The organism is Pseudoalteromonas sp. MMG022, assembly GCF_021654245.1.
GTDB classification, from domain to species: Bacteria; Pseudomonadota; Gammaproteobacteria; order Enterobacterales; family Alteromonadaceae; genus Pseudoalteromonas; species Pseudoalteromonas amylolytica.
The window spans coordinates 28,374-51,747 of the sequence record NZ_JAKFZQ010000027.1 but is presented as its reverse complement, the minus strand read 5'-3'; the positions used below and the strand labels follow the sequence as shown (position 1 = coordinate 51,747).

24 protein-coding genes and 3 tRNA genes are annotated in these 23,374 nt (G+C 44.1%); 11 read left to right on the top strand and 16 right to left on the bottom strand.

Annotated features, from left to right (window positions below; all coding sequences use genetic code 11):
• The first annotated feature begins 259 nt into the window (after positions 1–259).
• Positions 260–1,957, top strand: a complete 1,698-nt coding sequence (locus tag L1070_RS18510; RefSeq protein ID WP_237126669.1) for a cyanophycinase — start codon at positions 260–262, stop codon at positions 1,955–1,957.
• 114 nt (positions 1,958–2,071) lie between these two features.
• Here the strand turns inward: L1070_RS18510 and L1070_RS18505 are convergent, their stop codons facing one another.
• Both L1070_RS18505 and L1070_RS18500 read right to left on the bottom strand, forming a co-directional pair.
• Positions 2,072–2,614 (bottom strand): cytochrome b, encoded by a 543-nt coding sequence (locus tag L1070_RS18505; protein WP_237126668.1) that lies wholly within the window; start codon positions 2,612–2,614, stop codon positions 2,072–2,074.
• A 130-nt stretch (positions 2,615–2,744) separates the two neighbouring features.
• Positions 2,745–3,557, bottom strand: coding sequence for a LytTR family transcriptional regulator DNA-binding domain-containing protein (locus L1070_RS18500; protein ID WP_237126667.1), 813 nt, complete (start codon positions 3,555–3,557; stop codon positions 2,745–2,747).
• A gap of 385 nt (positions 3,558–3,942) precedes the next feature.
• On the opposite strand from L1070_RS18500, the gene L1070_RS18495 reads away from it, so the two are divergent.
• From L1070_RS18495 to L1070_RS18465, 7 genes are all read left to right on the top strand, one after another.
• Positions 3,943–4,101 (top strand): hypothetical protein, encoded by a 159-nt coding sequence (locus tag L1070_RS18495; RefSeq protein WP_237126666.1) that lies wholly within the window; start codon positions 3,943–3,945, stop codon positions 4,099–4,101.
• Between the two features lie 22 nt (positions 4,102–4,123).
• Positions 4,124–4,681 carry a hypothetical protein gene (locus L1070_RS18490; protein ID WP_070987220.1) on the top strand — a complete coding sequence of 186 codons (558 nt, stop codon included), beginning with the start codon at positions 4,124–4,126 and terminating at the stop codon, positions 4,679–4,681.
• A 191-nt stretch (positions 4,682–4,872) separates the two neighbouring features.
• Entirely contained in the window at positions 4,873–5,436 is a 564-nt protein-coding gene (locus L1070_RS18485; RefSeq protein WP_070987218.1) for a hypothetical protein, read from the top strand.
• Between the two features lie 219 nt (positions 5,437–5,655).
• Positions 5,656–6,861: a zinc metallochaperone GTPase ZigA gene (gene zigA / locus L1070_RS18480; protein ID WP_237126674.1), complete on the top strand. Its 1,206-nt coding sequence runs from the start codon at positions 5,656–5,658 to the stop codon at positions 6,859–6,861.
• A gap of 1 nt (position 6,862) precedes the next feature.
• Positions 6,863–7,513, top strand: coding sequence for a DUF1826 domain-containing protein (locus tag L1070_RS18475; protein WP_237126665.1), 651 nt, complete (start codon positions 6,863–6,865; stop codon positions 7,511–7,513).
• Between the two features lie 125 nt (positions 7,514–7,638).
• Positions 7,639–8,406 (top strand): helix-turn-helix domain-containing protein, encoded by a 768-nt coding sequence (locus L1070_RS18470; protein WP_343221775.1) that lies wholly within the window; start codon positions 7,639–7,641, stop codon positions 8,404–8,406.
• A gap of 5 nt (positions 8,407–8,411) precedes the next feature.
• Positions 8,412–9,662, top strand: a complete 1,251-nt coding sequence (locus L1070_RS18465) for a peptidase S41 (protein WP_237126664.1) — start codon at positions 8,412–8,414, stop codon at positions 9,660–9,662.
• 262 nt (positions 9,663–9,924) lie between these two features.
• Here L1070_RS18465 and L1070_RS18460 read toward each other — a convergent pair whose 3' ends face one another.
• Positions 9,925–10,974 carry a helix-turn-helix domain-containing protein gene (locus L1070_RS18460; RefSeq protein ID WP_237126663.1) on the bottom strand — a complete coding sequence of 350 codons (1,050 nt, stop codon included), beginning with the start codon at positions 10,972–10,974 and terminating at the stop codon, positions 9,925–9,927.
• A 143-nt stretch (positions 10,975–11,117) separates the two neighbouring features.
• Here L1070_RS18460 and L1070_RS18455 point away from each other — a divergent pair, with 143 nt between their 5' ends.
• Complete coding sequence (locus L1070_RS18455; RefSeq protein ID WP_237126662.1) at positions 11,118–11,633, top strand: hypothetical protein; 516 nt, start codon at positions 11,118–11,120, stop codon at positions 11,631–11,633.
• 224 nt (positions 11,634–11,857) lie between these two features.
• Here the strand turns inward: L1070_RS18455 and L1070_RS18450 are convergent, their stop codons facing one another.
• A complete protein-coding gene (locus tag L1070_RS18450; RefSeq protein ID WP_237126661.1) occupies positions 11,858–12,400 on the bottom strand; it encodes a nuclear transport factor 2 family protein in 543 nt (180 codons plus the stop codon).
• A 154-nt stretch (positions 12,401–12,554) separates the two neighbouring features.
• Between L1070_RS18450 and L1070_RS18445 the strand changes: the two genes are divergently transcribed.
• Positions 12,555–12,941 carry a winged helix-turn-helix transcriptional regulator gene (locus L1070_RS18445; RefSeq protein WP_237126660.1) on the top strand — a complete coding sequence of 129 codons (387 nt, stop codon included), beginning with the start codon at positions 12,555–12,557 and terminating at the stop codon, positions 12,939–12,941.
• 171 nt (positions 12,942–13,112) lie between these two features.
• Positions 13,113–13,496 (top strand): VOC family protein, encoded by a 384-nt coding sequence (locus L1070_RS18440; RefSeq protein ID WP_237126659.1) that lies wholly within the window; start codon positions 13,113–13,115, stop codon positions 13,494–13,496.
• On the opposite strand, the gene L1070_RS18435 is transcribed toward L1070_RS18440, so the two are convergent.
• The 12 genes from L1070_RS18435 to L1070_RS18380 all read right to left on the bottom strand — a co-directional run bounded on the left by L1070_RS18435 (position 13,493) and on the right by L1070_RS18380 (position 23,358).
• On the bottom strand, positions 13,493–14,134 hold the full coding sequence (locus L1070_RS18435) for a helix-turn-helix domain-containing protein (protein WP_237126658.1): 642 nt from the start codon (positions 14,132–14,134) through the stop codon (positions 13,493–13,495). The two genes, L1070_RS18440 and L1070_RS18435, sit on opposite strands and share 4 nt — an antisense overlap.
• A gap of 15 nt (positions 14,135–14,149) precedes the next feature.
• Positions 14,150–14,785: an endonuclease III gene (nth, locus tag L1070_RS18430; protein WP_237126657.1), complete on the bottom strand. Its 636-nt coding sequence runs from the start codon at positions 14,783–14,785 to the stop codon at positions 14,150–14,152.
• Positions 14,786–14,802: 17 nt separating this feature from the next.
• Complete coding sequence (locus L1070_RS18425) at positions 14,803–15,501, bottom strand: electron transport complex subunit E (RefSeq protein ID WP_237126656.1); 699 nt, start codon at positions 15,499–15,501, stop codon at positions 14,803–14,805.
• Positions 15,498–16,136 (bottom strand): electron transport complex subunit RsxG, encoded by a 639-nt coding sequence (gene rsxG / locus L1070_RS18420; RefSeq protein ID WP_237126655.1) that lies wholly within the window; start codon positions 16,134–16,136, stop codon positions 15,498–15,500. Before rsxG ends, L1070_RS18425 begins: the two co-directional genes overlap by 4 nt.
• The gene (gene rsxD / locus L1070_RS18415) at positions 16,133–17,191 is read right to left on the bottom strand and encodes an electron transport complex subunit RsxD (protein ID WP_237126654.1); all 1,059 of its coding nucleotides are present in this window, start codon (positions 17,189–17,191) and stop codon (positions 16,133–16,135) included. The genes rsxG and rsxD overlap by 4 nt, the downstream gene beginning before the upstream one ends.
• On the bottom strand, positions 17,188–19,665 hold the full coding sequence (gene rsxC, locus L1070_RS18410) for an electron transport complex subunit RsxC (protein ID WP_237126653.1): 2,478 nt from the start codon (positions 19,663–19,665) through the stop codon (positions 17,188–17,190). Before rsxC ends, rsxD begins: the two co-directional genes overlap by 4 nt.
• A gap of 9 nt (positions 19,666–19,674) precedes the next feature.
• Positions 19,675–20,229, bottom strand: coding sequence for an electron transport complex subunit RsxB (gene rsxB, locus L1070_RS18405; RefSeq protein WP_070987182.1), 555 nt, complete (start codon positions 20,227–20,229; stop codon positions 19,675–19,677).
• 2 nt (positions 20,230–20,231) lie between these two features.
• On the bottom strand, positions 20,232–20,813 hold the full coding sequence (rsxA, locus tag L1070_RS18400) for an electron transport complex subunit RsxA (RefSeq protein WP_070987180.1): 582 nt from the start codon (positions 20,811–20,813) through the stop codon (positions 20,232–20,234).
• A 200-nt stretch (positions 20,814–21,013) separates the two neighbouring features.
• The gene (locus L1070_RS18395; RefSeq protein ID WP_237126652.1) at positions 21,014–22,957 is read right to left on the bottom strand and encodes a GGDEF domain-containing protein; all 1,944 of its coding nucleotides are present in this window, start codon (positions 22,955–22,957) and stop codon (positions 21,014–21,016) included.
• A 126-nt stretch (positions 22,958–23,083) separates the two neighbouring features.
• Positions 23,084–23,160 (bottom strand) — tRNA-Asn (locus tag L1070_RS18390).
• A 27-nt stretch (positions 23,161–23,187) separates the two neighbouring features.
• Positions 23,188–23,264, bottom strand: a tRNA-Asn gene (locus L1070_RS18385).
• Between the two features lie 17 nt (positions 23,265–23,281).
• Positions 23,282–23,358, bottom strand: a tRNA-Asn gene (locus L1070_RS18380).
• Positions 23,359–23,374 lie beyond the last annotated feature (16 nt).

The following is a 23,374-nucleotide window of genomic DNA, read 5'->3' as shown; positions in this document are numbered from 1 at the left end:
ATACAAATAGCCCCCCACAAAACAATGACGTTGTGAGGTGTTGGCTACTCGTCAAACCACTCCGAAAGGTAGTGAGGTGAGTAGAAATATGTACAAAGCGATGTGGCTTTTTTTAACATAATTCCAATCCAACTAAGGTTTTTGACAAAGCTAACAAGACAGTGCTAGCTTACTCGCGTTTTAAAGTTCCTTATTTTTATAGCAAGGCATAATTGTGTCTGCAAGTACTTTTTTTAACCTCAGCACGAGCGAGAAGGTAATGAACAAAAATTATACTGCAATAAGCGGTGGCTTTAGAACAGTTACTTTAGCCTGTATTTCTATGCTATTTTCTGCTTTTTCACAGCATTTATTGGCTAGTCAGCAATCTCAAACTTTAGTTTTAATCGGAGGGACACTGACAACGTGTTCCAGTATGAGTCCTAAAAATTGCAATAATAAAGGTGTGCCAAAAGGCAAATCAGCAAGTAATTTTCAGATAACCGAAGCCAACATTAAGCGAGTCGACGCCCAATGGCCAAGTAAAAATACTGCCCATAAAGCGAAAATACTCAATTTGCTCTCAAAAATGGCTAACCAGCATACACAAACACTCAGTAAAAAACGTTTGTTGTGGGCTTGGCGTGATACGAATAACCAGTTGCTTAATCAGTTAAGCGATGCCGAATATTATTTTGTACTGGATATGCTAGAAGTCCCGGTGTTGGATGCGCAAGGCCGGCGCATTAAAGAACAAGTTGCTACGCACCATAACGCGGAGCCAGCAAGCGTTGATATACTGAATTTTATCAAGGCATCGGCCAGTGTTGCGACTAAGTCTCCGTCGCTATTAGCTGTTACCGCTTCGAGTAGAGATCCATACGAGTCAGCAGACTTTTATGAGGGGTTACTGTCTCAAACAGGCATTCAAGCTACGTGGTTGCCACTTACTCCAGCACTTGCTAAAGCGATAACATCAGGCCAGTGTAAAGCGCTCGGTGAACTTCGAACACAAGTTATGCAAGCCTATAACCGTGAGGTTATCTATACAGACAGAGTCAAGGCTGAGCAGCAATTATGTGAACAAGGGGTCGCACATTTAGTCAAACTGATTGCCTCGGCAACTGGAATTATGTTTAACGGTGGCGACCAAAGCTTGACCAAGCAGGTTCTATTTGATGACGAAGGCAAGCCATATCCATGGACTCAAACGATAAACGAGCGTCCATTGTTGATAGGTACAAGTGCAGGAACTGCAGTACAAAGTGGTAGTAAAAATCAGTTTGGACAGGTTGCCATGATAACCAATGGCACCAGTGTAGCAGCAATGGAGCAAGGGGCACATGCTGTGGCCGCGCCCAGTGCACGCTGCATTCAAGACTGTCAGCAGGGCTTATCCGGTGATGCGCTTACTTACCAAGCTGATGGAGGATTAGGTTCCTTTAATTTTGGTATTCTTGATACACATTTTAGTGAACGAAACCGTTCAGTACGTTTAGCGACATTGCTGGCTCATACAGGACAAAGATTTGGCTTTGGTGTAGATGAAACCACAGCGCTTGTGGTGATCCGTTCTGCGCAAGGGGAAGTGATGACCGTGGTCGGTAAGCACGGCGTGGTACATATTAAAAGTATTTCACCTCAATCGTTTAGCTACTCATATTGGCCCAGTGGCACGTATGTAGATGTGGGCCAAGATGGGTTTTCTATTCACCAACGTACATTGGCAAAGGTACTGACAGATATTAATATTCCAGCGTTACCAGAGCAGCGCTTTGCTGGTATTTTGGAGGATGCCAAGTTGCGTTCGTTGACTCAGGCTATGTGTTTGGCAAAACAACAGCAAGCTCAGGCCAAGCATGAAAAGTTTAACTTTACTTTTCTAGCAGATGACAGCACTCGCTACCTGCGCGTCAACAAAACAAAGTTTGGCTGTGCGATAGAGAACTTAAAAATAAGTTACTCAAACAATCATTAAGATACAGAACAACAGCAGGCCATTTTTGGCCTGCTTATTGAGGTTATGCTTGAAGCCTAAAGGGGCACTATGGCTGTGTCCCCCAATTGAGCAATGATAAGAACACTGGAGTTGTTAAGTTTTACCCAGCATTCTGCTAAGTGTTGCGTCTTTATCTACCATATGGTGCTTGAACGCTGCTGCAATATGCACCACTATCAGTGCCGATAGGCCATACCCAATCAGGCTGTGAGCATTTTTAGCAATGATGAAGACAGTCTCGTTAAAAGGTACGATCTCATCGCCTACAATGTTTTCTGCCACCAAATGAAAGCCAAATATATTAATACCATAGCCACCAAACCCTGAGTACAGCATACCGCTTACGGGCATCAAAACCGTGCCAAGCAAGAGCAGCCAATGTGCAGCATGAGCTAGCTTTTGATTGCTGGGGGAAACACCGTCTACAGGCTTTGGAAAGCCTCGTTTGACACGATAAATGGCTCTTGGCAGAATCAGTAACAGTGCTAATACGCCCAACGCTTTGTGAATAGGATACAGTGCCCAGACTTCAAGATTAACCATATAAAAGCCGACCATGATAAGGCCCAGCATAGTAAGGCCAACCAGCCAATGCATGGCTCTGGTGGTAACACTAAGAGATAGATTGTTATTCATACTTGCTCCTTAACTAACGGAGTGTAAGACGCTACTGAGTTTTATATCTGGAAGCTACCCTTAGGGGACCAATAGCGGGCCTTTTGGGACCAGCGGTAGCTGCTTTGCCATTCGTCCCTAAGCCTTATGATTAATGGCCTACCAAAGCGTGTGCGTGTTTTCGCTTGCCTTTACTAACAGGTACCTGTTGTGCTGTTGTGAGCTGAATTTGGCCATGACCGGAGCGTTCGTTTATGACTGTTTTTGCATGAATCAAATTTACGAAATAAGATCTGTGACAGCGAAAAAACTGCTCGGTAGGTAGTAAGGACTCAAGTTCTTTCATGGTGCTACGCAGAAGATGGGTTTTGGAGTGGGTGACAACTTCAATGTAGTTTCCTGCCGCCTTAACGAATAAAATATCCATTAGTGTGATGTGCTTATCATCGATGGTAAGCGTGTCATGCTCATGCTCAATCAACTGCTCATTTTCAGGCTGAGCAGTGGTGTTTTCTAGCTCACTGTGTTGCTCTGTATTACGCTCAAAAATGGTGTGCTTAAGCTGCCACACCAGAATGATGGTGATATAAGCGATAACATGGTGATGCCATTGATAAAATAGGCTCTCTTGCCAGGAGATCTTTTCCAGTGTGATATCAAGTACCGTATTGACCGCAAGTGCAAACCCAATGGCGTATAATCCGACCACAGAATACTTATTAAACTGAGACGTGAAACGAGCGTTGTTAAATGCATTGCAAAGCGCAGGTGTCATGACAAGCCACACGCCAAACTTCTGTAGTGACCAAACGATGGATGAAGCAATATCAACACGTTCTTTGGCTATCAGCAAGCTATGAACTGTGCAGTTTAAACAGACTACAGTGAGGATAAGCGCCCAGCCGATGAGCATAATTTGATAATCTTTGAGTTTGTAAAATTGATTTTTTAGCAGTGTATCCACGGTTCAATTACCTGACGAGGAGTTTGAAGTCATTTTAAATATGGTAAATTACCATAAACAGACCTCTAATTGAGATCAAAAGTTCTGACATTGGTAAATTTAACACTTGCTGCTAGATGCGTTATTAAGGGTTTGTTACAATCATTTACCTTATCCGTCATACATTTTAACTAAATTATTTGTTGAAGTGGTGTTTAGAAAGTAACATGTAAACACCTGTGAGTTCAGCTAGTCGGCTGTTCAGGTATGAATATATTAATAACTTTGGATAAACCAAGCCTTTGCAACTCACTCAAATTTACATCATGTTGCTGCCTTGTGCACTCTGAGTTAACATTTTAATGCTTAGGTGAGGTGAATATCCCTTAAAGTAAGGATTTGGATAATGAAAACCTCAATAACACTAAAAATCAAAGCTACAAAACTAAAAGAACTATCTCAAGTACAGGCTCAGCAAGTTGCTGCCGCTGGTACAGGTGATACAACAGAACCTAAGCAAGCTCAAAAGCGTGACTGCGAAACTCAGTATACGTATAGCTGTTAGGAATCAATATAAAGGATGACACATGAATGATATTTTATATGGCTTAGGCTGGGTACTAAAAGGAATTGAGCTATTAATAGTACTTTTTTGGTTGCATAAGTTCTCCACAATGAGGTGGAAGCTGTTTTTTGGTCAAAAAAAGGATCTATCCTCGGTACATCATCATGAGTTGTATTCTTGCTTTTTAGCTGCATTCAGTGTGTTGGTTTTCCATTTAATAGGTTCGGAAGTTGACCAGTTTACGCTATCTTTAACCATGGATAAGGTAGATCAAATCAAGCTGTTTTATACCTGTGGGATAATAGTACAGTTTTCTTTCGCCATGATACTGGTGTGTTTACATTTGGTACGTGGATGCACCTTCTCACCAACCGCTCGCATTTGTATGTATACAACGCTTGTTTATATAAGTTTGTTAGGAATGCAATTGATAGCAAGAGGATATTATGATTATCATGCACTGAGCTCTATGTACAGAATGGGCGGGTGGATGTGTAATTTAATGGTTGTCACGGCTCTATGTACCTACCCAATTCGCTGTCTAAAGGGTTACTTTAGAGAAAAATATGCGATGGCTTAGCATATTTAGCAGCGCAAAATATCATTTATTTAAAATGGTGAGCTTACTCACCATTTTTATTACTCTTTCTTGAGTAATAAAATTACAACAATTAGTATGTGAGCTATGTGTGTTTGTTCTCATTTGTTACTCCTTTTTGACACAGAACAACACTCATAACCTCGTGCTGCAATCTAAGCAGGTTACGTTTAATGACACTTAATGAGCTTTTTTATCGAGCTGGATGGGTCGTCAAGGGATTTGAGTTTTTAGCCATAGTTTGGTTTTTGGTCACACAGTTTCCTCGTCATAAGTGGTCACTGTTTTTTGCAACTAAGCGAGACATGGTCTCTCGTGAACTTCATGAAATGCATTCGTGCTTTATCATTGCCGTGTGTACATTTATGTTTCATGTTATCGGTTCTGAGTTTGGTTTCTACTTTCTAAACTTAGCGTTTGACAGGCTCCCTGCAATAAGAATGTTTTACCTTGCAATGATGGTGAATTCGTGCGCGTTTGTCATTGCGGTACTGTTGTTGCATTTATTGCGAGGTTGTGCAATGTCTTGGGCTGCACACCGATGCGTAACCCTTACACTGCTTATGCTCGTTGTGCTTTTGATTCAGTTAACTGCCAGAGGCTACTTTGATTATCATAAGCTAAAGCCACTCTATGCAACCTGTGTATGGATCATTAATCTCACCAGTTTAGCCGTTATTTATCGGTATCCGGTTCAACAAACCATGATGTATTACAAAAGCAGGAAAATGTGCTGACTGGCTTGCCTAAGTTATTCTTAGCAAAGTACCTTCTTCAGGCTGCGACGACATTCACGCGTTGCCCACTGCAAACTTCTTGATTATTAAAATGGCCCTTCGGTCATTTTATGCTTTATTCGTGATATGATATAATATAACATTAGTTGAAGTGTTAGAGATCACTAATGCTCAACGTTAGCGTCTCCAATTTATACTGCTAGATAGAATCATATGGCTATGTTAAACACCAAAAACTTATTACCCGTTACCGTACTGTCAGGTTTTTTAGGTGCGGGTAAAACAACGGTATTGAATCATATTTTAAATAATCGAGAAGGGTTAAGAGTTGCTGTCATTGTTAATGACATGAGTGACGTTAATATTGATGCTACAACGGTTCAAAATGAAGTCAGCTTCAACCGTGCACAAGAAAAGCTCGTTGAAATGAGTAATGGCTGTATCTGCTGTACGCTTAGAGAAGACTTGCTTGAAGAAGTTAACCGTTTGGCTAAAGCGGGTAAGTATGATTATTTAGTCATTGAATCTACTGGAATATCTGAACCTTTACCCGTTGCGGAAACTTTTACGTTCGCCGATGAGCAGGGAGTCAGTTTATCTGATATAGCAATACTAGACACTATGGTGACAGTTGTCGATGCGGTGAACTTTCTAAATGATTATGAACAAGCGCCATACTTACAAGATGTGGGAGAGAGCCTCGGCGAAGAAGACGAGCGTAGCGTTACTGATTTACTGGTGGAGCAGGTTGAGTTTGCCGACGTGCTATTGATCAGTAAAACAGACTTGGTGTCTAAAGCAGAGCTTGCGCGACTCAAGGTAATCCTAAAAACCTTAAACACCGAGGCACAACAAATAGCGATACAGCACGGGAATGTACCTGTAGAAGCAATTTTAAACACTAAAAAATTTAGCTTTGAGAAAGCGCAGCAGGCGCCTGGGTGGCTTAAAGAAATGCGAGGCGAGCATTTACCCGAAACGCAAGAATATGACATTCGGAGCTTCACATTTTGTGAACGGCGTCCGTTTCATCCGCAGAAATTTTATGACTTCTTACACAGTAAAGAGATTGCTGGAAAGTTAATTCGCTCAAAAGGTTTTTTTTGGCTAGCAACTCGCCCCGAGTTTGCTGGCAGCTGGAATCAAGCGGGTGGCATTGCGCACTACGGCGCGGCGGGATTGTTTTGGCATGGCGTTCCAAAAGTGCAATGGCCTGATGACCCAGAATCTTTAGCATCCATTGAAGCACAATGGGTTGAGCCATTTGGGGATAGACGACAAGAGTTAGTATTTATTGGGCAAGATCTAGATGAGCAGGATATTATTCGCAAGTTAAATGACTGTTTGTTATCTGACCAAGTGCTTGCCCAAGGAAGTGATGCTTGGGCAAAGCTGCCAGATCCATTTCCAGTGTGGGAGTACTGATATGGCCCTTGCAAAGCAGTTGTTACCACAGAGTTGGGCGTCGAGTTCATCACCGGAGTCACTCACTGAGAGTGTGTCTCAAGATATCAGTGTCGCTATCTGGCAGCGTGAGAACAATCCTATAATTAACCGTTATTTTGAAGCTGTGTTTAGTTCGCTCGGTTTAGGAATTCGTAATGTATTTACCATGAACTCGTTAAAAGCGCATTTAAACGCAGCGCTGCCCAATGGCATTGGCAAGTTAGAAGTAATAGAAGATATTTATCTGTTATCAGACATGCTCACTTGTCTATTTGGTTGTAAAAGTGTAGGGCTGCGTCTAACGCCACTATCAAGCGCAATGTGCCCAAAACTCCATGTTGATCAAATACCGGTCCGCTTGGTAAACACTTATCTGGGTGAGGGCACGCAGTGGTTGCCAAATGAGGCAATTCATCAGTGCAAAAATACGCAAGCGCCGCTCAAACTAAAAACCGCCGTACATAATGGGTTTTATAGCGAAAGCAGTGTGAATCAGCTGAATGCATTTGATGTCGCGTTGCTAAAAGGCAGTGCATGGCAAGAAGGTCAAGAACAGATGGCTGCTATTCACCGTTCATGCCAAGTTGCTTTGAATTCTAAGCGGGTCTTGCTAACCCTAGATCCCATGTAACTTTGCTCTCGGGCTTAAATTTCAACTCACCTTGTGACTTGTAAGGGTGGGTTGGAATATATAACTTAGCCGCCATTACCCTTAAACTCACAAAAGCCTCGGCCCAGTATTAACCTCTCCTTAGCTTGAAGTTGCGTCTATTAGGCAAATCAAGGCTCTCCGATTTAACACGGTCAACGGCGGAATTTAAACTCACTTTGACTAAAACACAGAATCAACAGCTGCGCAAAATAGCCAACAGTGCAAAGCGGGTGATAAGCATTTGTACAGGTGCATTTGTTTTGGCTAAGTTGTTTCCTCACGAGGATATAACGATGACGTCTCATTGGCGTCATTGCAGTGAATTATCAACACAAAACCCTGCCAAAGAAGTCTGTAGTGAACCGCTTTTTGTAAAGAGTGGCAATAAATGGTCATCAGCGGGTGTTTTATCGGGTGTCGACCTTGCGCTAGCAATTATTAGAGAAGACCACGGTAATTCAATCGCCGCAAAAGTTGCCAAAGAGCTGGTGGTTTACATCCAGCGCACTGGTTCACAAAATCAGTTTTCAGATATTCTACAAATTCAATCAGCACAGAGTCTAAAGCTATCGCCCCTGCTTGATTGGCTTAGCGCTAGAGTGGATGAGCAGATCACTGTCGCTCAGATGGCTGAGCAGCTCTGCCTTAGTGAACGGCAATTAACCAGGCTCTTTAAGCAACACCTAGGTTGTACCCCAAGTCATTATTTTAAAAAGATGAAACTTAACTTTGCCAGAGACTTATTGGGGGATGAGTGCATGAGTGTTGAGCAGATAAGCCGAAGAGTCGGGTTCAGTAGTTATGATAGCTTTCGGCGTGCCTTTTATCGCCAATTTTCAGTGTCACCGTCAAAATTTTCAAAAGGAATGTAATAGTAATGAAGTCTCTAATGATCGCCTTTTGGGTTCTGTTTATTCCTTGTTATGCCAGCGCATTATCAGAGTCCAAAGCACAACTTTGGGAGCAAGATATTGACTTTTATACAGAGAAAGTAAAAACCAAGCATATTTTTCCTTTTCATACCCTGCCTGAAACTGAATTTGACGCCCAGATAGACAAGCTTAAAAAAGCGCTCCCCTTACTCTCAGAGGTAGAGGCTGAGGCTAGGCTGATGGGAATTACGGCTGCAATTGGTGATGGTCATTCCAACTACTTTATGATGTCAGGTCCCCACAAACACTACCCATTTCGATTAAAATTTTTTGCGGATAAACTCATCATTATTGCCAGTTCAAAGAATTATAGCGATTTGGTTGGCAGTGAGCTTCTGAGTATTAATGGCATTGATGTGTCGGCGCTGTATAAGTTGTTAGGTAGCTATTTGCCTGGGGTAGATAACCGCTACAGTCAAGCAGTACGATTTGAGTTTTTCCTCACGCTGGAAAAGTTACTGCGAGGGTTGGGTGTTGTGATTGACTCACAACCGGCACAATTTGTCACACGAAGAGGTAGTAAAATCACCAACACACATGTTTCACCCGTTTCAATGCAAGCATTTAGTGAAGTGGCCCATGCATTCGGTGTAAAAACTCCCAAGCTTGATTTTCAGAACATCAATTTAGAAGGTATCCAACTCGCTTTTATCAATAACGACACGGCTTATTTTCGCTTCACTCAATACCCAAAATATGAAGACGTAATAGCACAATGTGATACGCTTAAAAACCGCTTAACCAACAGTACAGCAACTAAACTGATCATTGATTTTCGAGGAAATAGTGGGGGAAGTTTTTACACTGGGCTGGCATTTTCTTCGTGTCTTCAGTCGCTGCCGCAGTTTGATTGGTTGGCAGGAACAGCATTACTCACCGACGGCCACACGTTTTCAGCGGCAATGAGTAATGTGCTTCAATTTAGACAAATTTTTAATGCCAAAATCATTGGCGAGCCAACAGGAGGCGACCCCAATACTTTTTCTGAAAGCTATCGGTTTGCGTTGCCCAATTCAGGGCGTCAGTTAAGTTTGTCCGTGCGTTACTACCCCTTTATTGATGAAGAAACGGATGCCGTCTATCCAGATGTATTGGTTAACACCCGTTGGGATGACTTTCAAAACGGCACAGATAAGGTACTTTTAAAAGCATTACAGGTGGTAGGCAGCGCGGTTAGTCGGGTTGTTTCTAAGTAAATTTATCGTTTTTCGGGTGGCGTGGCTTTGCCACTTAACCGGCCTACGTCAAAAGGTCGGTTGGTTAAGCCAGGGGGCCACCCAACAGAGCTTTATGTTCACGCCTTGAAGAAAAGCCTCTGGCGCGAACACGGCCGCCAAATTTGCGCAACACCTCAAATGAGTTCTGATAGACCAAGTTAAGGCTTATCTAGTTAAGATTGCAGCAAGTCGCTTAGCTAGAGCGTTCCGCTCACTACCAACGCAGCCTTGATTAAAGGCACTACTGCGGTGTTAGGTTTTGCTTGCGATACTGTCCGGGTGTGCAACCTGTAAACTCCTTGAAAGCGCGTGTAAATGGGGCGGCAGAGGCAAAGCCACTTTCAATCCCCACAACCAGAACTGGCCAATCTTGTTTATCAGGCGCGCATAACAGTGTTTTAGCGTGTTCGATACGCATTTGGTTAACGTAGTGATTAAAGTTTTTGGCATTGAAATGGTTGAGCATAATTGTGCGAATACGGTATTCAGGTACATCTAACTCCCGTGCAATGTCTACAACACGCAAACTTGGCTCTAAAAAGCGTTTTTCTTCAACCAACAGCGTTTTGATTTGGTGAGCAAGCATGCTTTCTTCGCCCTCGGAAGAACCTGTATCAGCTTCTTTTTGGTCAATTTTTTGTTGGCGAAATCGGATCAGTCCATGTGTGTTGGTTAATATCAAGGTGTAAGCGAAAACGACGAGCCAGTCTCTTCCTGCACCGGCTAATAAGTCTGTTGGCAGCGCCGTAGCAATGAGCATAACACTGACAATGCCAATCGTTAGTGAAGATAAATAGATTTTGGATATTTTACGTTGCGTTGCGGTTGTACTGTGTAAAACTCGATAGCCTTCCCAAAACGCAAGAATAAGCATGCCTGAAGATAAGATTGCAATGGCTTCGGATAAAACGGTTGTGAGCGTTGTGAACCACTGGGTATCTATTAGCCACATTTTTTCGCAAAAACGTAAAAGGTGCCTTAATACCAAGCACATTCCCAGTATGGCGACAAAAAGAAGATGATGATGATTGATAGGGTTGGTTTTACGAAAAAAAGCCCGCGCAAATAGCCAGTACCCACTACAGGTTGCAAAACCTAGCATACCGATAAGGTGATGGTAGGGCGGCCAATAGTTGCCCGTCAATTTAGCTGCAATATGCATAGACGAAGAGGCACAAAAAACGGCAAAAGCTAAATGCAACACATGCGTATCGCGCTGACGAACATGAACAACGGCGAGTGTCAGGCTCAGTGACACAATGAATAATTGCGCGATGTTTAGCGGTTCCAATTTCTCTCCTCCCTATTTCTAAAGTGATTTTACATGAATCCCGCCTCTTTTTGCCTTTTTCATGCATCGAATTTCGAAATCGATACGCTTTAAACCCCGACGAATGACAGTATTGAGACGAATTTAAAAAAGGAGCTAGGGTAATGAAAAGCAAATCAGTCACCGATAACGAAGCGGTGAATACAAGTGTAGATAATCAGAGTAAGTATGACTCAATTCAAAAGAGTGCCCCATTAGTACCGCTTTGGAAAACGTGGGGGCTTAGAGTATTTTTTGCGGGAATGGTGTTTGTGCTGGGCTCAAATCAATTGAATTACATTCTTGAGGGGGCTTCTCAATGGACTCCATGGCGGGGGCTTGGACATTCGATGTTATTCGCACTGGCTGTATTTGCCATTGGTGGCCTATTTCGCCCGTTAGCATTTCTACCGATTATGCTCTACGAAATTGTTTGGAAGGCGCTCTGGTTGGTCGTTGTTGCGCTACCACCTTGGCTTGCAGGTGAGGAAATTCCTAGCATCGTTAGTGTAAAAGGGTCGACCATTGGAATTTGCTTAATAATGATAGTGATCCCATGGAAGTACGTGTGGTGGAGGTATTTTACGCAACCCATCGAGCCATGGAGACGAAAAAAGCAAGTGGGTAATGATAACGACTAGCGAATTGAAACAATGACGGACAACAAGCCTTAGACGTCACGCATGAGTGCATTCATCACTGATTTCATAAGGTTATCTAGTAACGCGAGGGCGCTTTGGTAGCCCCTCTCGTCTTCGCATTACCTTTTTGAGCCTATTTTTTACTTCACCACACTTTTACCCACCGCAAATTTAATGCGGTTTTAAGCACTGAAGATATGGGGCCAATGAAATAATCGTTTAGCTTAAAACACGCCATTGTCGTTACGAATGGTTCCACCGCTTATCAGCGAATAAAAACGCATAAAGCCGTCCAGTGCTTGAATTGAGTCCCAATGCTCGACGATGCGGCCGTCTTCAACTCGCCAAGTATCAATGATATTCATGCCTTTTTGGTCATTGCCTCTATCGTCTTTGTACAAAGTGGCGTGAGAGTGAAAGATTACAAAATCACCATCCACAAGAATGCGCTTAACGTCGTAAGAATATTCGGGATAATCTTCTACAAAATCTTTTAAGAAACCAACTAATCCCGTCATTTTATCTGGTAGGTTGCGGTTGTGTTGCTTGTACGCACTGTTGTTGTACTGTGCTAACACATAATCAAAATCGTGATTATTCATTAGGCTTTGCACAAAATCCTTGATGAGCAACGCATTTTCTAACTCTTGCTTTGTCCAGTTTGATTTTTGCAATGATTTAAAATCAATGCTTGGTTTATCAATGCCTTGAGCGAGTGAGCCCATGCTCATTAAAGCAAATAATAAAAATGTAATAGCCTTAAACATAAATATTTCCTAAAATCCGAGTTGGTTACTAACTGAGACTATAGTAATTATTAGTAACCACTCTTGCAATTAGGTACACAAACCTACCCTAGGCACAAATAGGTAACCTAATCGAGGTTTATTTTTAAATAAAACAGATAGTTAAGGGAAATGGGTGACTGAAAAAAACATTAAAGAAAGACGAAAGTTTTATAATGACGAGACATGCCCAATTCGCAATGTGATTGCGCAAATTGGAGATAAATGGTCAATGTTGATCTTATTTGCTTTGGTGGATGGCGCTGAGCGCTTCAACGCTTTGAAGTCTAGAATCATAGGGATCTCACAGCGGATGCTAACGCAAACGCTACGAGACTTAGAGCGTGAAGGTTATGTCAAAAGAACGGTATTCCCTGAAGTACCAGCACGGGTTGAGTATGAGTTGACAGCCATGGGAAAAGGGATCGTAAAACCGTTGTACCAGCTAGTCACATGGGCCGATGAACACCATGCAAAAATCAATAAAGCGCGTAAAGCGTACGATAAAAATGCTCAGTCATAAGCTTTAAGTATGTTTGAAAAGTTATATGGCTATCAACGGCAATGCTTGGCCAGTCGGTTATCAAATTATCGTGGTAGCGCATTTAATTTGAGGATTGTCGCAATTGTTCAAGATAGATAGCACACCTATCTGTAGCCTTATTGAGACTTTAATCGACAAGAGGGCAATACCTTGAAATTTAAATACACGATACTGTATGTTGAAAATGTCAGTGAAACTTTCAGTTTTTATGAGAAGGCATTCGGATTGAAAAAGAAAATGCTGCATGAAAGTGGAGATTATGGGGAGTTAGATACAGGTAGTACAACACTTTCCTTTTCCTCTTTGAAGCTAATGAATGAGTTAGGCAAGCGTCCCGCAGAACCTAACCCTAAAGCCCCGACATTTGAGATAGCTTTTGAAACTGATGATGTAGAGGCAGCACTTGCTAATGCGCTGGGTGCTGGGGCGTCACTTGTACAAGATATAACACAAATGCCTTGGGGTCAGACAATAGCTTATGTAACTGAGAATAATGGCTTTTTAGTTGAAATATGTACGCCTGTCAGGTCTTAAGCGTAGCCTTTGCTATTGAGCTGTCTGATGATAGCTGGAGAACTGAATAGCTGTACTGGCGTCAGCCCAAGCCAGCGCTGAAACTCTCTATTCATATGGGATTGATCAGAAAAGCCATGGTTTTGGGCTACATCAGCCAAAAGCGTGTTGTGTGTTAAGCTTCGAGCTGCTTTTCTAACCCTAGCTAACTGCAACCAGTAACTAGGCGTTCTGTTTGTTTTATGCAAAACCAGTCGCTGCAAGGTTCTAACACTGACGCCAAGTTGGGCTGCGCTTTGTTTTATAGACCCTGCGTCGCAGGCGAAGCATTCCAAAGCTTCTTCAATGGAGCTTTCAGAGGAAACAAACTCGCCAATAAAACTCTCTACATCTTGCGCATGATATTGTTTAGCTTCAATGTACTCTAGTAGCGCCTGCTCTTTAATTTGTGCGCCTGGACTTAAACGAAATCCAGCCCACTGGCTATTCGCTTCTATTTGGACTAACTCGGCGCTATCAAACAGCTCAGAAACGAACCAATTTGGCTTATCATTTGCGAGCGTTTTTACTATCAAGTCGCGACAACCATCAGGAATGATAACGGTCGATGATGTGCGACTATATTCTGCTTGCCAACTAGCAATTAGGTTATTGTCCATATTCTCACGCTGATATTAGCTATCGACCTTATCCTTAAACTCACATAAGTCTTCAATCAAACACGAGCCACACTTGGGTTTGCGGGCGGTACACACATAGCGGCCATGTAGAATAAGCCAGTGGTGAACGTCCACTTTAAACTCCTTGGGCACCACTTTTTCAAGCTTCTTCTCTACCTCTACCACGTCTTTACCCATGGCAAACTTGGTACGGTTTGAAACGCGAAAAATATGGGTATCAACGGCAATAGTGGGCCAGCCGAAGGCGGTATTCAGTACTACATTGGCGGTTTTTCTGCCGACTCCGGGTAATGCCTCTAGGGCTTCGCGGTTTTCGGGTACTTCGCTACCATGCTTTTCAACCAAAATTTGGCACATCTTGTAGACGTTGTTTGCTTTTGAGTTAAACAAGCCAATGGTTTTAATGTAATCTCGTAGACCCTCAAGACCTAAATCTAAAATGCCCTGTGGTGTGTTGGCAACAGGAAACAGCTTGCGGGTGGCCTTGTTAACCCCCACATCAGTGGCCTGCGCAGAGAGGGTAACGGCTACTAACAATTCAAACGGCGATGAGTACTCAAGTTCGGTTTCAGGGTGCGGATTGTCATCGCGCAGGCGGGTGAGTATTTCAATACGTTTTTGTTTGTTCATAACTGCTTCTTATTCTTTTACGTTAAACTGGTAACACGTGCTCTGGGTGCCTTTTCAGGTTCTGAAGAAGGTGCGGCTTTGGCTTTAATTTGTGCATCAATCACATTTTTAGCGGCGATCAGCAGGCCTAAGCCTAAGAACGCTCCGGGAGGTAAAATTGCCACCAAGAACTGGCTATTAAACTGGAATATCTCCACGCGCAAACTGGCTGCCCATGGGCCAAGTAACAGGTCTGCACCATCAAACAGGGTGCCTTGGCCGATCAATTCGCGCATGGTGCCTAGTACGATGAGAACAATGGCAAAACCTAGGCCCATCATTACACCGTCCCAAGCGCTAAGTAAGGGATTGTTTTTAGAAGCGAAAGCCTCGGCACGGCCAATGATGGCGCAGTTGGTTACAATCAAGGGGATAAAGATGCCAAGGGATTGATATAAGCCAAAAGTATAGGCGTTCATCAGCAGTTGAACGATGGTCACAAATGCGGCGATGATCATGACAAACACGGGGATACGAATGTCTTTCGGCACCCAATTACGCACCACAGAAACGGTGACATTTGAGCCTACCAATACCAACAAGGTCGCCAGCCCCAACCCAAGGGCATTGGTAATCGTGCTGGTTACTGCCAACAGAGGACACAACCCTAATAATTGTACAAGGGCGGGGTTGTTTGCCCACATACCTTCTTTGAACAAGGTTTTCATATCGCTCATTGTACATCTCCTGCGCACAGGTTTTTGCCTGCAAATAATGCATCGAAGTTTTGCTGTGTATATTCAACTGCTTGTTTCACTGAAGCAACAACAGCGCGTGGCGTGATAGTCGCTCCCGTAAACTGGTCAAACTGACCGCCGTCTTTTTTGACTGCAAATTGTTTGGCGTTATCAGCGTTAATGGTTAGGCCATTAAAGCTTGTGATCCAATCTGACTTAGCAAGTTCCACCTTATCACCAAGGCCAGGGGTTTCTTCATGACGAGTGACACGCACCCCACTAATACTGCCATCGGCTTTAACGGCCGTTAGAATGTCAATGTTACCGCTGTAACCTTTTGGTGTGACGTGGCGAACTAACAGAGCAGCGGGTTCTCCTGCTTTAGTTGCACGATAAATAATATGTGGCGAACCGGGGCCAAGCTCTGGTGCGTTGCTGCTGGTGCAGTCCAGATAAAGCTTGTTGTCATACTCTTGTGCACTCAAAACTTGCCCGAGTAGTTGCATTAGGTGTTGTTTTTCCTGTAGTGCGATACGCTCAGCGGTCATCGACTGTACTACGGCTACACCACCTGTGGTTACCAGTGCAAAGGCGGTTAAAATCGCTCCATTTCGATACATAGATTGCGCTATCATTTTGCTGCTCCATGACCATAGGTACGCGGTTGCGTGTAATGATCTATCAAAGGCACTGCCATGTTCATAATTAACACCGCAAAAGCAACGGCATCAGGGTAGCCCCCGTAGTTGCGGATCAGGTATACCAACAAGCCAATGCATGCGCCATAAATCAATCTACCACGATTAGTGGTCGAGGCTGATACAGGGTCGGTGGCGATAAAAAATGCCCCCAACATGGTTGCGCCGCTAAGCAGGTGAAACAGGCTGCCAGCATGGCTGCCTGGCGCAATTATAAAGCCGATAGCAGAACAAAAAGCGAGTGTGCCAAGCATTGCAACGGGTATATGCCAATTAATGACCTTGGTTTTTAATAAAAACAGGCCGCCGACTAAGAAAGCGAGATTGACCCACATCCAGCCAATGCCTGCATAGGCGCTAAACTGCTTACCCATCATGGCTTCATCCACGGTCAAGTTTTGTGATACAGCGGTTTTAACCGTATCAAGTGGCGTTGCCATGGTGGTGCCATCCACAGAGGTCAATGCGCCGATAAGGTCTGTGTGATTGGCAGAGTATTCAAAGAAAATGAGTGAGGCTTGATCCATAAGACTTAGAGGCTGAGTCAACAAACTGCTGACGGGTGTCCAGCTGGTCATCTGTACTGGGAATGAGACTAGTAACAATACATAGGCCGCCATGGCAGGGTTAAATAAATTAAAACCCAGTCCACCGTAGAGTTGTTTAACCATAACAATGGCAAAAACGGTGCCGATAACAACAATCCACCACGGCGCAAGCGGTGGAATACTGATAGCCAGCAACACCGCCGTTAGCCAAGCACTACCATCACTCAGAGCAGGCCAAACCGGTCGTTTGCGAACACTTAGCATAAAGGCTTCACTGAGGCTTGCGGTAATAAGCGCTAACATTAACTGTACTATGACGCCAAAACCAAAGAAGTAACACTGCGCAATAATGCCAGGAATACAGGCGGCGATAACAGTAAGCATCAGCCTACTCAGGTTTTTTTGGCTGTGATTGTGTGGTGATGAGGCCATGCTTAGTTTCATGACGGATCATTTCCTTCTTGTTCTTTGGCTTGTTTCTTAGCCTTGGCTTTAGCGACGGCGGCTTTGATGGCAGCTTGACGTTTTTGCTCTGGCGTTTGTGGTGTTGCGTCTGTTGACCCCGCGTCTTGAACGCTCTGCTCTTGCTGCGGCTGTTCATTTTCTTGCTCTGCCTGCTTTGCGGCCTTTTTCGCTTTGGCGCGAGCAATCGCAGCGGCTACCGCGGCTTTACGCGGGTCGTCGTCATCCGGCTTTTGTGTTTCAGATTCAGAAGTCGATGTCTGTGGCTGTTCATTTTCTTGCTCCGCCTGTTTAGCTGCTTTTTTCGCTTTGGCACGCGCAATTGCAGCGGCTACCGCGGCTTTACGCGGGTCGTCGTCATCCGGCTTTTGTGTTTCAGACTCAGAGGCGGGTTGTTGTGGCTGCTTACTTTCTTGCTCGCCCTGTTGTGCGGCTTTTTTCGCTTTGGCACGCGCAATTGCTGCGGCAACCGCCGCTTTACGCGGGTCGTCATCCGACTTTTTCGTTTCAGGTTCAGAGGCTTGTAGCTGCGGCTGTTCATTTTCTTGCTCGCCCTGTTGTGCGGCTTTTTTTGCTTTGGCACGCGCAATTGCAGCGGCTACCGCGGCTTTACGCGGGTCGTCATCCGACTTTTTCGTTTCAGGTTCAGAGGCTTGTGGCTGCGGCTGCCCGTTTTCTTGTTTGGCCTGCTGTGCGGCTTTTTTCGCTTTAGCGCGCGCAATCGCGGCGGCAACCGCATCTTTTTTACCACTGTCTTCTTTAGCACTTTCAGCTAAAGGTGCATCTTCACTTGTCTTTTGTTCTTTGTACAGTCGAGCTTGCTCTTTGCGTCGTGCGCGTTCGAGTGCAACTTCGCTGTTATCTGGCTCTAAACTACCGTCCGCGGCCTTTTTCGCTTTTGCTCGTTCAATTGCTGCTTGTACCGCCGATTTATCACCTTGCTTTTGTTTTACTCTAGCAAGTGCATCAGCCACTTTTGCTTTTTCTGCGTCAGGTTTGGCCGAACGGGAAGTCGAGCGCTTATGTCTGTTTTGTCTTTCTTGCTGCTCACGCTCTAAACGCTCTTTACGTGCTTCAAAACGTTCTTTTGCACGCTCTGCCTTGATCTGATCGAGTTTCTGCTCACGGATCTCGGCTTTTGCAACTCGATAATATTGCACCAGCGGGATTTCGCTCGGGCACACATATGAGCAGGCGCCACACTCGATACAATCAAATAGGTTATAGGCTTCTAGTTTGTCGTAGTCTTTGCTTTTAGCAAACCACTGTAACTGTTGTGGAAGCAAACTTTGCGGACAGGCATCGGCACAAGCGCTACAACGAATACAGGCTTTTTCATCGCCAGGCTCAGCTAATTCTTGATTGTCTGGCGCTAAGATACAGTTAGTGGTTTTTACCACAGGAATGCGCACGGTAGGAAGTGTAAAGCCCATCATGGGACCGCCCATCACGACACGCTGTTCAGGTACAGGCGTAAAGCCTTGGCAATCAAGTAGGTGCTTGATTTCAGTACCAATCAATGCCCAGACGTTTTGTGGTTTGCCAATGGTGTTGCCCGTGACGCTCACCACTCGCTCAATCAGCGGTTTTCCTTTATAAATCGCTTCGCTAATAGCAAACAAGGTGCCTACGTTTTGTACCAGTACACCAATATCCGCAGGGATCCCAGTACTTGGTACTTCTTTTGAAGTGAGCACGCGGATAAGTTGCTTTTCACCACCAGACGGGTATTTTGTTGGAATGGCTCGCACTAGAATCGCAGTGTTATGGGCGCTTGCCTGCTTCATCGCCGCAATAGCTTCTGGCTTGTTATCTTCGATACCAATCAAGACGCGCTGAGGTTTGAGCAGTTGCTGCATAACTTCAATGCCTTGCACAATTTCTTGTGCATGCTCACGCATCAAAAGGTCATCGGCTGTGATATACGGCTCACATTCCACGCCATTAACAACTAGAAACTCAATCGGCTGATGGCTGTCGGCTTTAACATAGGTTGGAAAACCCGCACCGCCCATGCCGGCAATGCCCGCATTGTGTAAAAGATCGATCAGTGTTTTATGGTCAAGCTTGTTTAAGTCACTAACAGGGCTCAGTTCACACCATGTGTCGTTGCCATCTGGCGTCATCACAATGCTCAGCTCTGGCAATGCTGACGGGTGTGCCGAAGGCATTGGTTTAATTTCAATGACCTCACCTGATGTGGGGGCGTGTACTGGCAGTGACCAGTTGGCTGTGGGCTTAGTAAGTGCTTGGCCTTTTAATACTTTATCACCGACATTAACTAATAACTGACCATTGGCACCTATGTGCTGTTTAAGAGGTAGTACAAGCTTATCAGGCAGTGGCAACCTTGCAATAGGTTGCTGATTTGAAAGCGACTTTTTCTGAGGTGGGTGAACGCCCCCAGGGAATTGCCACAAGGTGCCACGTTCAATTTGTTCAAGTAACGAGTCCACTTAAACCTCTTAATCTATTTGTTTAATGGCAATGGCGTCCAATTGCCATTTCCAAGTTTGCTTAGTTTGTTCAACGGGTAGCATGTCAATACAATCAACAGGGCAGGGCTCTACACATAAATCACAGCCAGTACATTCGTCATCAATGACCGTATGCATTTGTCTTGTTGCCCCGACAATGGCATCAACCGGACAGGCTTGAATACACTTTGTACAACCAATACACTCATCTTCTCTAATATACGCTACTGTTTTTACAGGCTCAGCCTCTTCACCGCCGGCTAAAGGTTTAGCTTCAACTCCCATTAAATCGGCCAGCTTTTTGACCGTGGCTTCACCACCTGGGGGGCATTTGTTTATCTCATCACCATTGGCGATGGCTTCTGCGTAGGGACGGCAACCTGGGTAACCACACTGGCCACATTGTGTTTGCGGTAATATGGCATCAACCTGATCAACGATAGGGTTGCTTTCAACTCGGTATTTGACCGCAGCGTAGCCAAGTATCAGTCCAAATATAAGCGCTAGAGAACCCAGCGCGATTAAGGCATAAAACAAAGTCATGGTTATAATTTCACTAATCCAGAAAAGCCCATAAAGGCCAGCGACATAAGTCCTGCGGTTACCATCGCAATAGAAGCGCCTTTAAAAGGCGTGGGTACGTCAGCCGCGGCAAGTCGTTCACGCATCGCGGCAAATAACACCAATACTAAAGAGAAACCAACAGCGGCACCAAACCCATAGACCGCAGAGCCAATGAAAGTGTGATCCTTTTTAATATTCAATAATGCAACACCTAATACAGCGCAGTTTGTGGTTATCAAAGGTAAGAAAATGCCTAATAGTCGATACAATGTGGGGCTGGTTTTGCGCACCACCATTTCAGTAAATTGCACCACAACGGCAATCACTAAAATAAAACTCATGGTTCTTAAGAAGGTTAGCTCCAGTGGCAACAGGATATATTGGTTGACTAAATAGCTGGTTACGGATGCCAAAGTAAGCACAAACGTGGTTGCCAAAGACATACCCACGGCTGTGTCTAACTTTCCTGAGACTCCCATAAATGGGCAAAGTCCCAAAAATTGAACCAGAACAAAGTTGTTTACCAGCACAGTACCGATAAGCAACATGATATATTCAGTCATTGCAGCCCCTTTTGCTAAAAACTGAGGTGAGTTTTAGATGGCCGTGATTCTAGCAATTTTGTGCGCTAAGATCATAAAAAAATCACAGAATTAAAAGCTATGGTAGGCCATATGTGCCTTAAAATGTTGACACTAGTCCAACATACAAGAACAAACAAGGCCATATAAAATGGCCTTGTTTGAAAAATAGGGCAGCGCCGCTAAATTTCCTTTGGCTTTTCGATGTAGTAGCCTTGTACGCCATCTAGGCAGAGTGTTTCTATAATGTGCTTTTCTTCTTGCGTTTCAACGCCCTCCGCAAACACATTTACTCCAATCCTATGTGCTAAATCGACCATTAAGCGCATGAAGTATTGATTGTTCTTATCCTCTTCCAAGCCGCGGGTATAACTTGCATCCATCTTGATGAAATCAGGTTTAAGGTCTCTGAAAAACTTGAAGGATGTTAAACCCACACCGAATCGCTCGACCGTAATGCGTGCACCAACACGGTGAACCATATCAATGAAGCGCTTACTGGCTTTAATGTTCTGTTGTAGGCCAAACTCACTCACTTCGAATATAAGTTTAGATGCGATGTTGGCATCTTTGAGTAAACGGCGCTCTAGCCAAATCACAAATTGGTCGCTATGGGCGCTGGATGCGGTAACGTTGATACCAAAATATTTCTCGGTAAAGTTACGTGTTTTGATGAGCTCCAAAGAGGTATCAATGATCAAGCGGTCAATATCAATGGCCATTTCGAGCTTTTCAGCCATCGCCAAAAAGGAGGCTGTTGGCAGCATTTGATTTTCTTCGGTTTTAAAGCGCGCTTGGATCTCGGCATAGGCTTTGGTGTTTTTACCTACTGGCATGATATTTTGCATCATCAGCGAAACACGCTTTGAGCTTATCACTTCACTGATCACTTTACGCCAGTTTTGATTACCAAAACTGGCGCCTACATTGTTAACAAGGTCTGATTCTCTTTGTAAGTGCCAAGCATTGGCTTGTTTGCTTTGTGCCATGCTCATGGCGTTATCAACCACAGAGAGTAGCTCACCTAGCGGCTTGCCTGATTCGTAAGACACAATACCTGTATTTGCCACAGAACTAAGCTCTTGGTTTTGCTGAAATTGTGTAAATCTAGATTGTAATGTCTCACCGAAATGTTCCGCTTCTTTAGAAGGCACATTGGGTAGCAATACAGCGAAATCAGAGCTGTTTAGCCTAAAAGTCTGACTACCAGTATAGGTGCCGCTGACATGTTTAATGATGTCAGATACTGATTTGATGTATTCGTCACCTTTTTGATAGCCGCGTGTCTGGTTGATGATTTGTAGCTCACTACAGCGGATCATGGCCAAACTACCAAAGGTCTTATTAGTCGCTGACTCGATATGGTGCTCGTAGTACTCAACAAACATATTGCGATTGCCAAGGCCTGTAATCACATCTTTATAAGCTTCTTGTTTAATGCTTTGTGCAGCACTTTTAATGTCGTGCTCTTTACTCTTTAAAAAGTGTGCCAGGCGTTTAAATGATGGCGTAAGGTCGGCACCCAAAGATTGCATTTCTTCTGTGTCAAACTCACTGTCAATGTCTGCTGAGTTTTGGTTACGGGTAATATAGACATCGACGGCATCAGCCACGGTGGTACTTACATTTCGGATCAGCCGACGGTATATGGTGCGCATATAAAAGATTGGAATAAATGCCAATAGGGCAGTCACCGCAAATGTCAGTAACATAGTTTGTTGTAAGAGTTGGCCTTGGCTTTGTGCGTTGATCACAAACTCAATTTTAATGTCTTTGGTTTTATTGACAGCAAATTGAGGTCTTACCGCATTGATACTTGACTCTATAATACTTGCTAACACTGGTAATGAGTTTGGCTCACTAATATTTAAAACTGTTTCACCGTTAAAATTACGCACTATAAACGTCGAAAAGACTTGGCCATCGGCAAGGGCGGTCTGAATATGTTGGGGTGTTACTTCAGCCATCGTTTTATCATGGATGTACTGAGTAACCATCGCTTGAGCACTTTGCTGTGCTTTACTTACTGCGGAGTCGAAGCTCGATGCAAAAAATAACACGCCAAGGAGTGAAAATATCAACCATGAGAAAAATTGTAACAATACGAGTTTCTTGAAACTAGCCATTATTCAGCCATTATTTTTATCTATCAACGAGGGAAGAAAACTGCCAAAAATCATAATCTTTTTGAACGGATCTAAACTGTTGTAGGGTAGTGCAAAAGTGCTTGAATGTCTATTTAAAAGTGATATTGGCTCCCCCTCCCCGACTCGAACGGGGGACCTGCGGATTAACAGTCCGTCGCTCTAACCAACTGAGCTAAGGGGGAACAATATATAAAGAAGAGAGTGTAATGTGGCTCCCCCTCCCCGACTCGAACGGGGGACCTGCGGATTAACAGTCCGTCGCTCTAACCAACTGAGCTAAGGGGGAACGATTACATTAACGATTGGCTCCCCCTCCCCGACTCGAACGGGGGACCTGCGGATTAACAGTCCGTCGCTCTAACCAACTGAGCTAAGGGGGAATCGTTACGTTAAAAG

Excerpts from the sequence above, each read along its gene's own strand:
- L1070_RS18510 (WP_237126669.1), top strand. The coding sequence starts at position 260 with ATGAACAAAAATTATACTGCAATAAGCGGTGGCTTTAGAACAGTTACT.
- L1070_RS18505 (WP_237126668.1), bottom strand. The coding sequence starts at position 2,614 with ATGAATAACAATCTATCTCTTAGTGTTACCACCAGAGCCATGCATTGG.
- L1070_RS18495 (WP_237126666.1), top strand. The coding sequence starts at position 3,943 with ATGAAAACCTCAATAACACTAAAAATCAAAGCTACAAAACTAAAAGAA.
- L1070_RS18490 (WP_070987220.1), top strand. The coding sequence starts at position 4,124 with ATGAATGATATTTTATATGGCTTAGGCTGGGTACTAAAAGGAATTGAG.
- L1070_RS18485 (WP_070987218.1), top strand. The coding sequence starts at position 4,873 with ATGACACTTAATGAGCTTTTTTATCGAGCTGGATGGGTCGTCAAGGGA.
- zigA (WP_237126674.1), top strand. The coding sequence starts at position 5,656 with ATGTTAAACACCAAAAACTTATTACCCGTTACCGTACTGTCAGGTTTT.
- L1070_RS18475 (WP_237126665.1), top strand. The coding sequence starts at position 6,863 with ATGGCCCTTGCAAAGCAGTTGTTACCACAGAGTTGGGCGTCGAGTTCA.
- L1070_RS18465 (WP_237126664.1), top strand. The coding sequence starts at position 8,412 with ATGAAGTCTCTAATGATCGCCTTTTGGGTTCTGTTTATTCCTTGTTAT.
- L1070_RS18455 (WP_237126662.1), top strand. The coding sequence starts at position 11,118 with ATGAAAAGCAAATCAGTCACCGATAACGAAGCGGTGAATACAAGTGTA.
- L1070_RS18450 (WP_237126661.1), bottom strand. The coding sequence starts at position 12,400 with ATGTTTAAGGCTATTACATTTTTATTATTTGCTTTAATGAGCATGGGC.
- L1070_RS18435 (WP_237126658.1), bottom strand. The coding sequence starts at position 14,134 with ATGGACAATAACCTAATTGCTAGTTGGCAAGCAGAATATAGTCGCACA.
- nth (WP_237126657.1), bottom strand. The coding sequence starts at position 14,785 with ATGAACAAACAAAAACGTATTGAAATACTCACCCGCCTGCGCGATGAC.
- L1070_RS18425 (WP_237126656.1), bottom strand. The coding sequence starts at position 15,501 with ATGAGCGATATGAAAACCTTGTTCAAAGAAGGTATGTGGGCAAACAAC.
- rsxG (WP_237126655.1), bottom strand. The coding sequence starts at position 16,136 with ATGATAGCGCAATCTATGTATCGAAATGGAGCGATTTTAACCGCCTTT.
- rsxD (WP_237126654.1), bottom strand. The coding sequence starts at position 17,191 with ATGAAACTAAGCATGGCCTCATCACCACACAATCACAGCCAAAAAAAC.
- rsxB (WP_070987182.1), bottom strand. The coding sequence starts at position 20,229 with ATGACTTTGTTTTATGCCTTAATCGCGCTGGGTTCTCTAGCGCTTATA.
- rsxA (WP_070987180.1), bottom strand. The coding sequence starts at position 20,813 with ATGACTGAATATATCATGTTGCTTATCGGTACTGTGCTGGTAAACAAC.
- L1070_RS18395 (WP_237126652.1), bottom strand. The coding sequence starts at position 22,957 with ATGGCTAGTTTCAAGAAACTCGTATTGTTACAATTTTTCTCATGGTTG.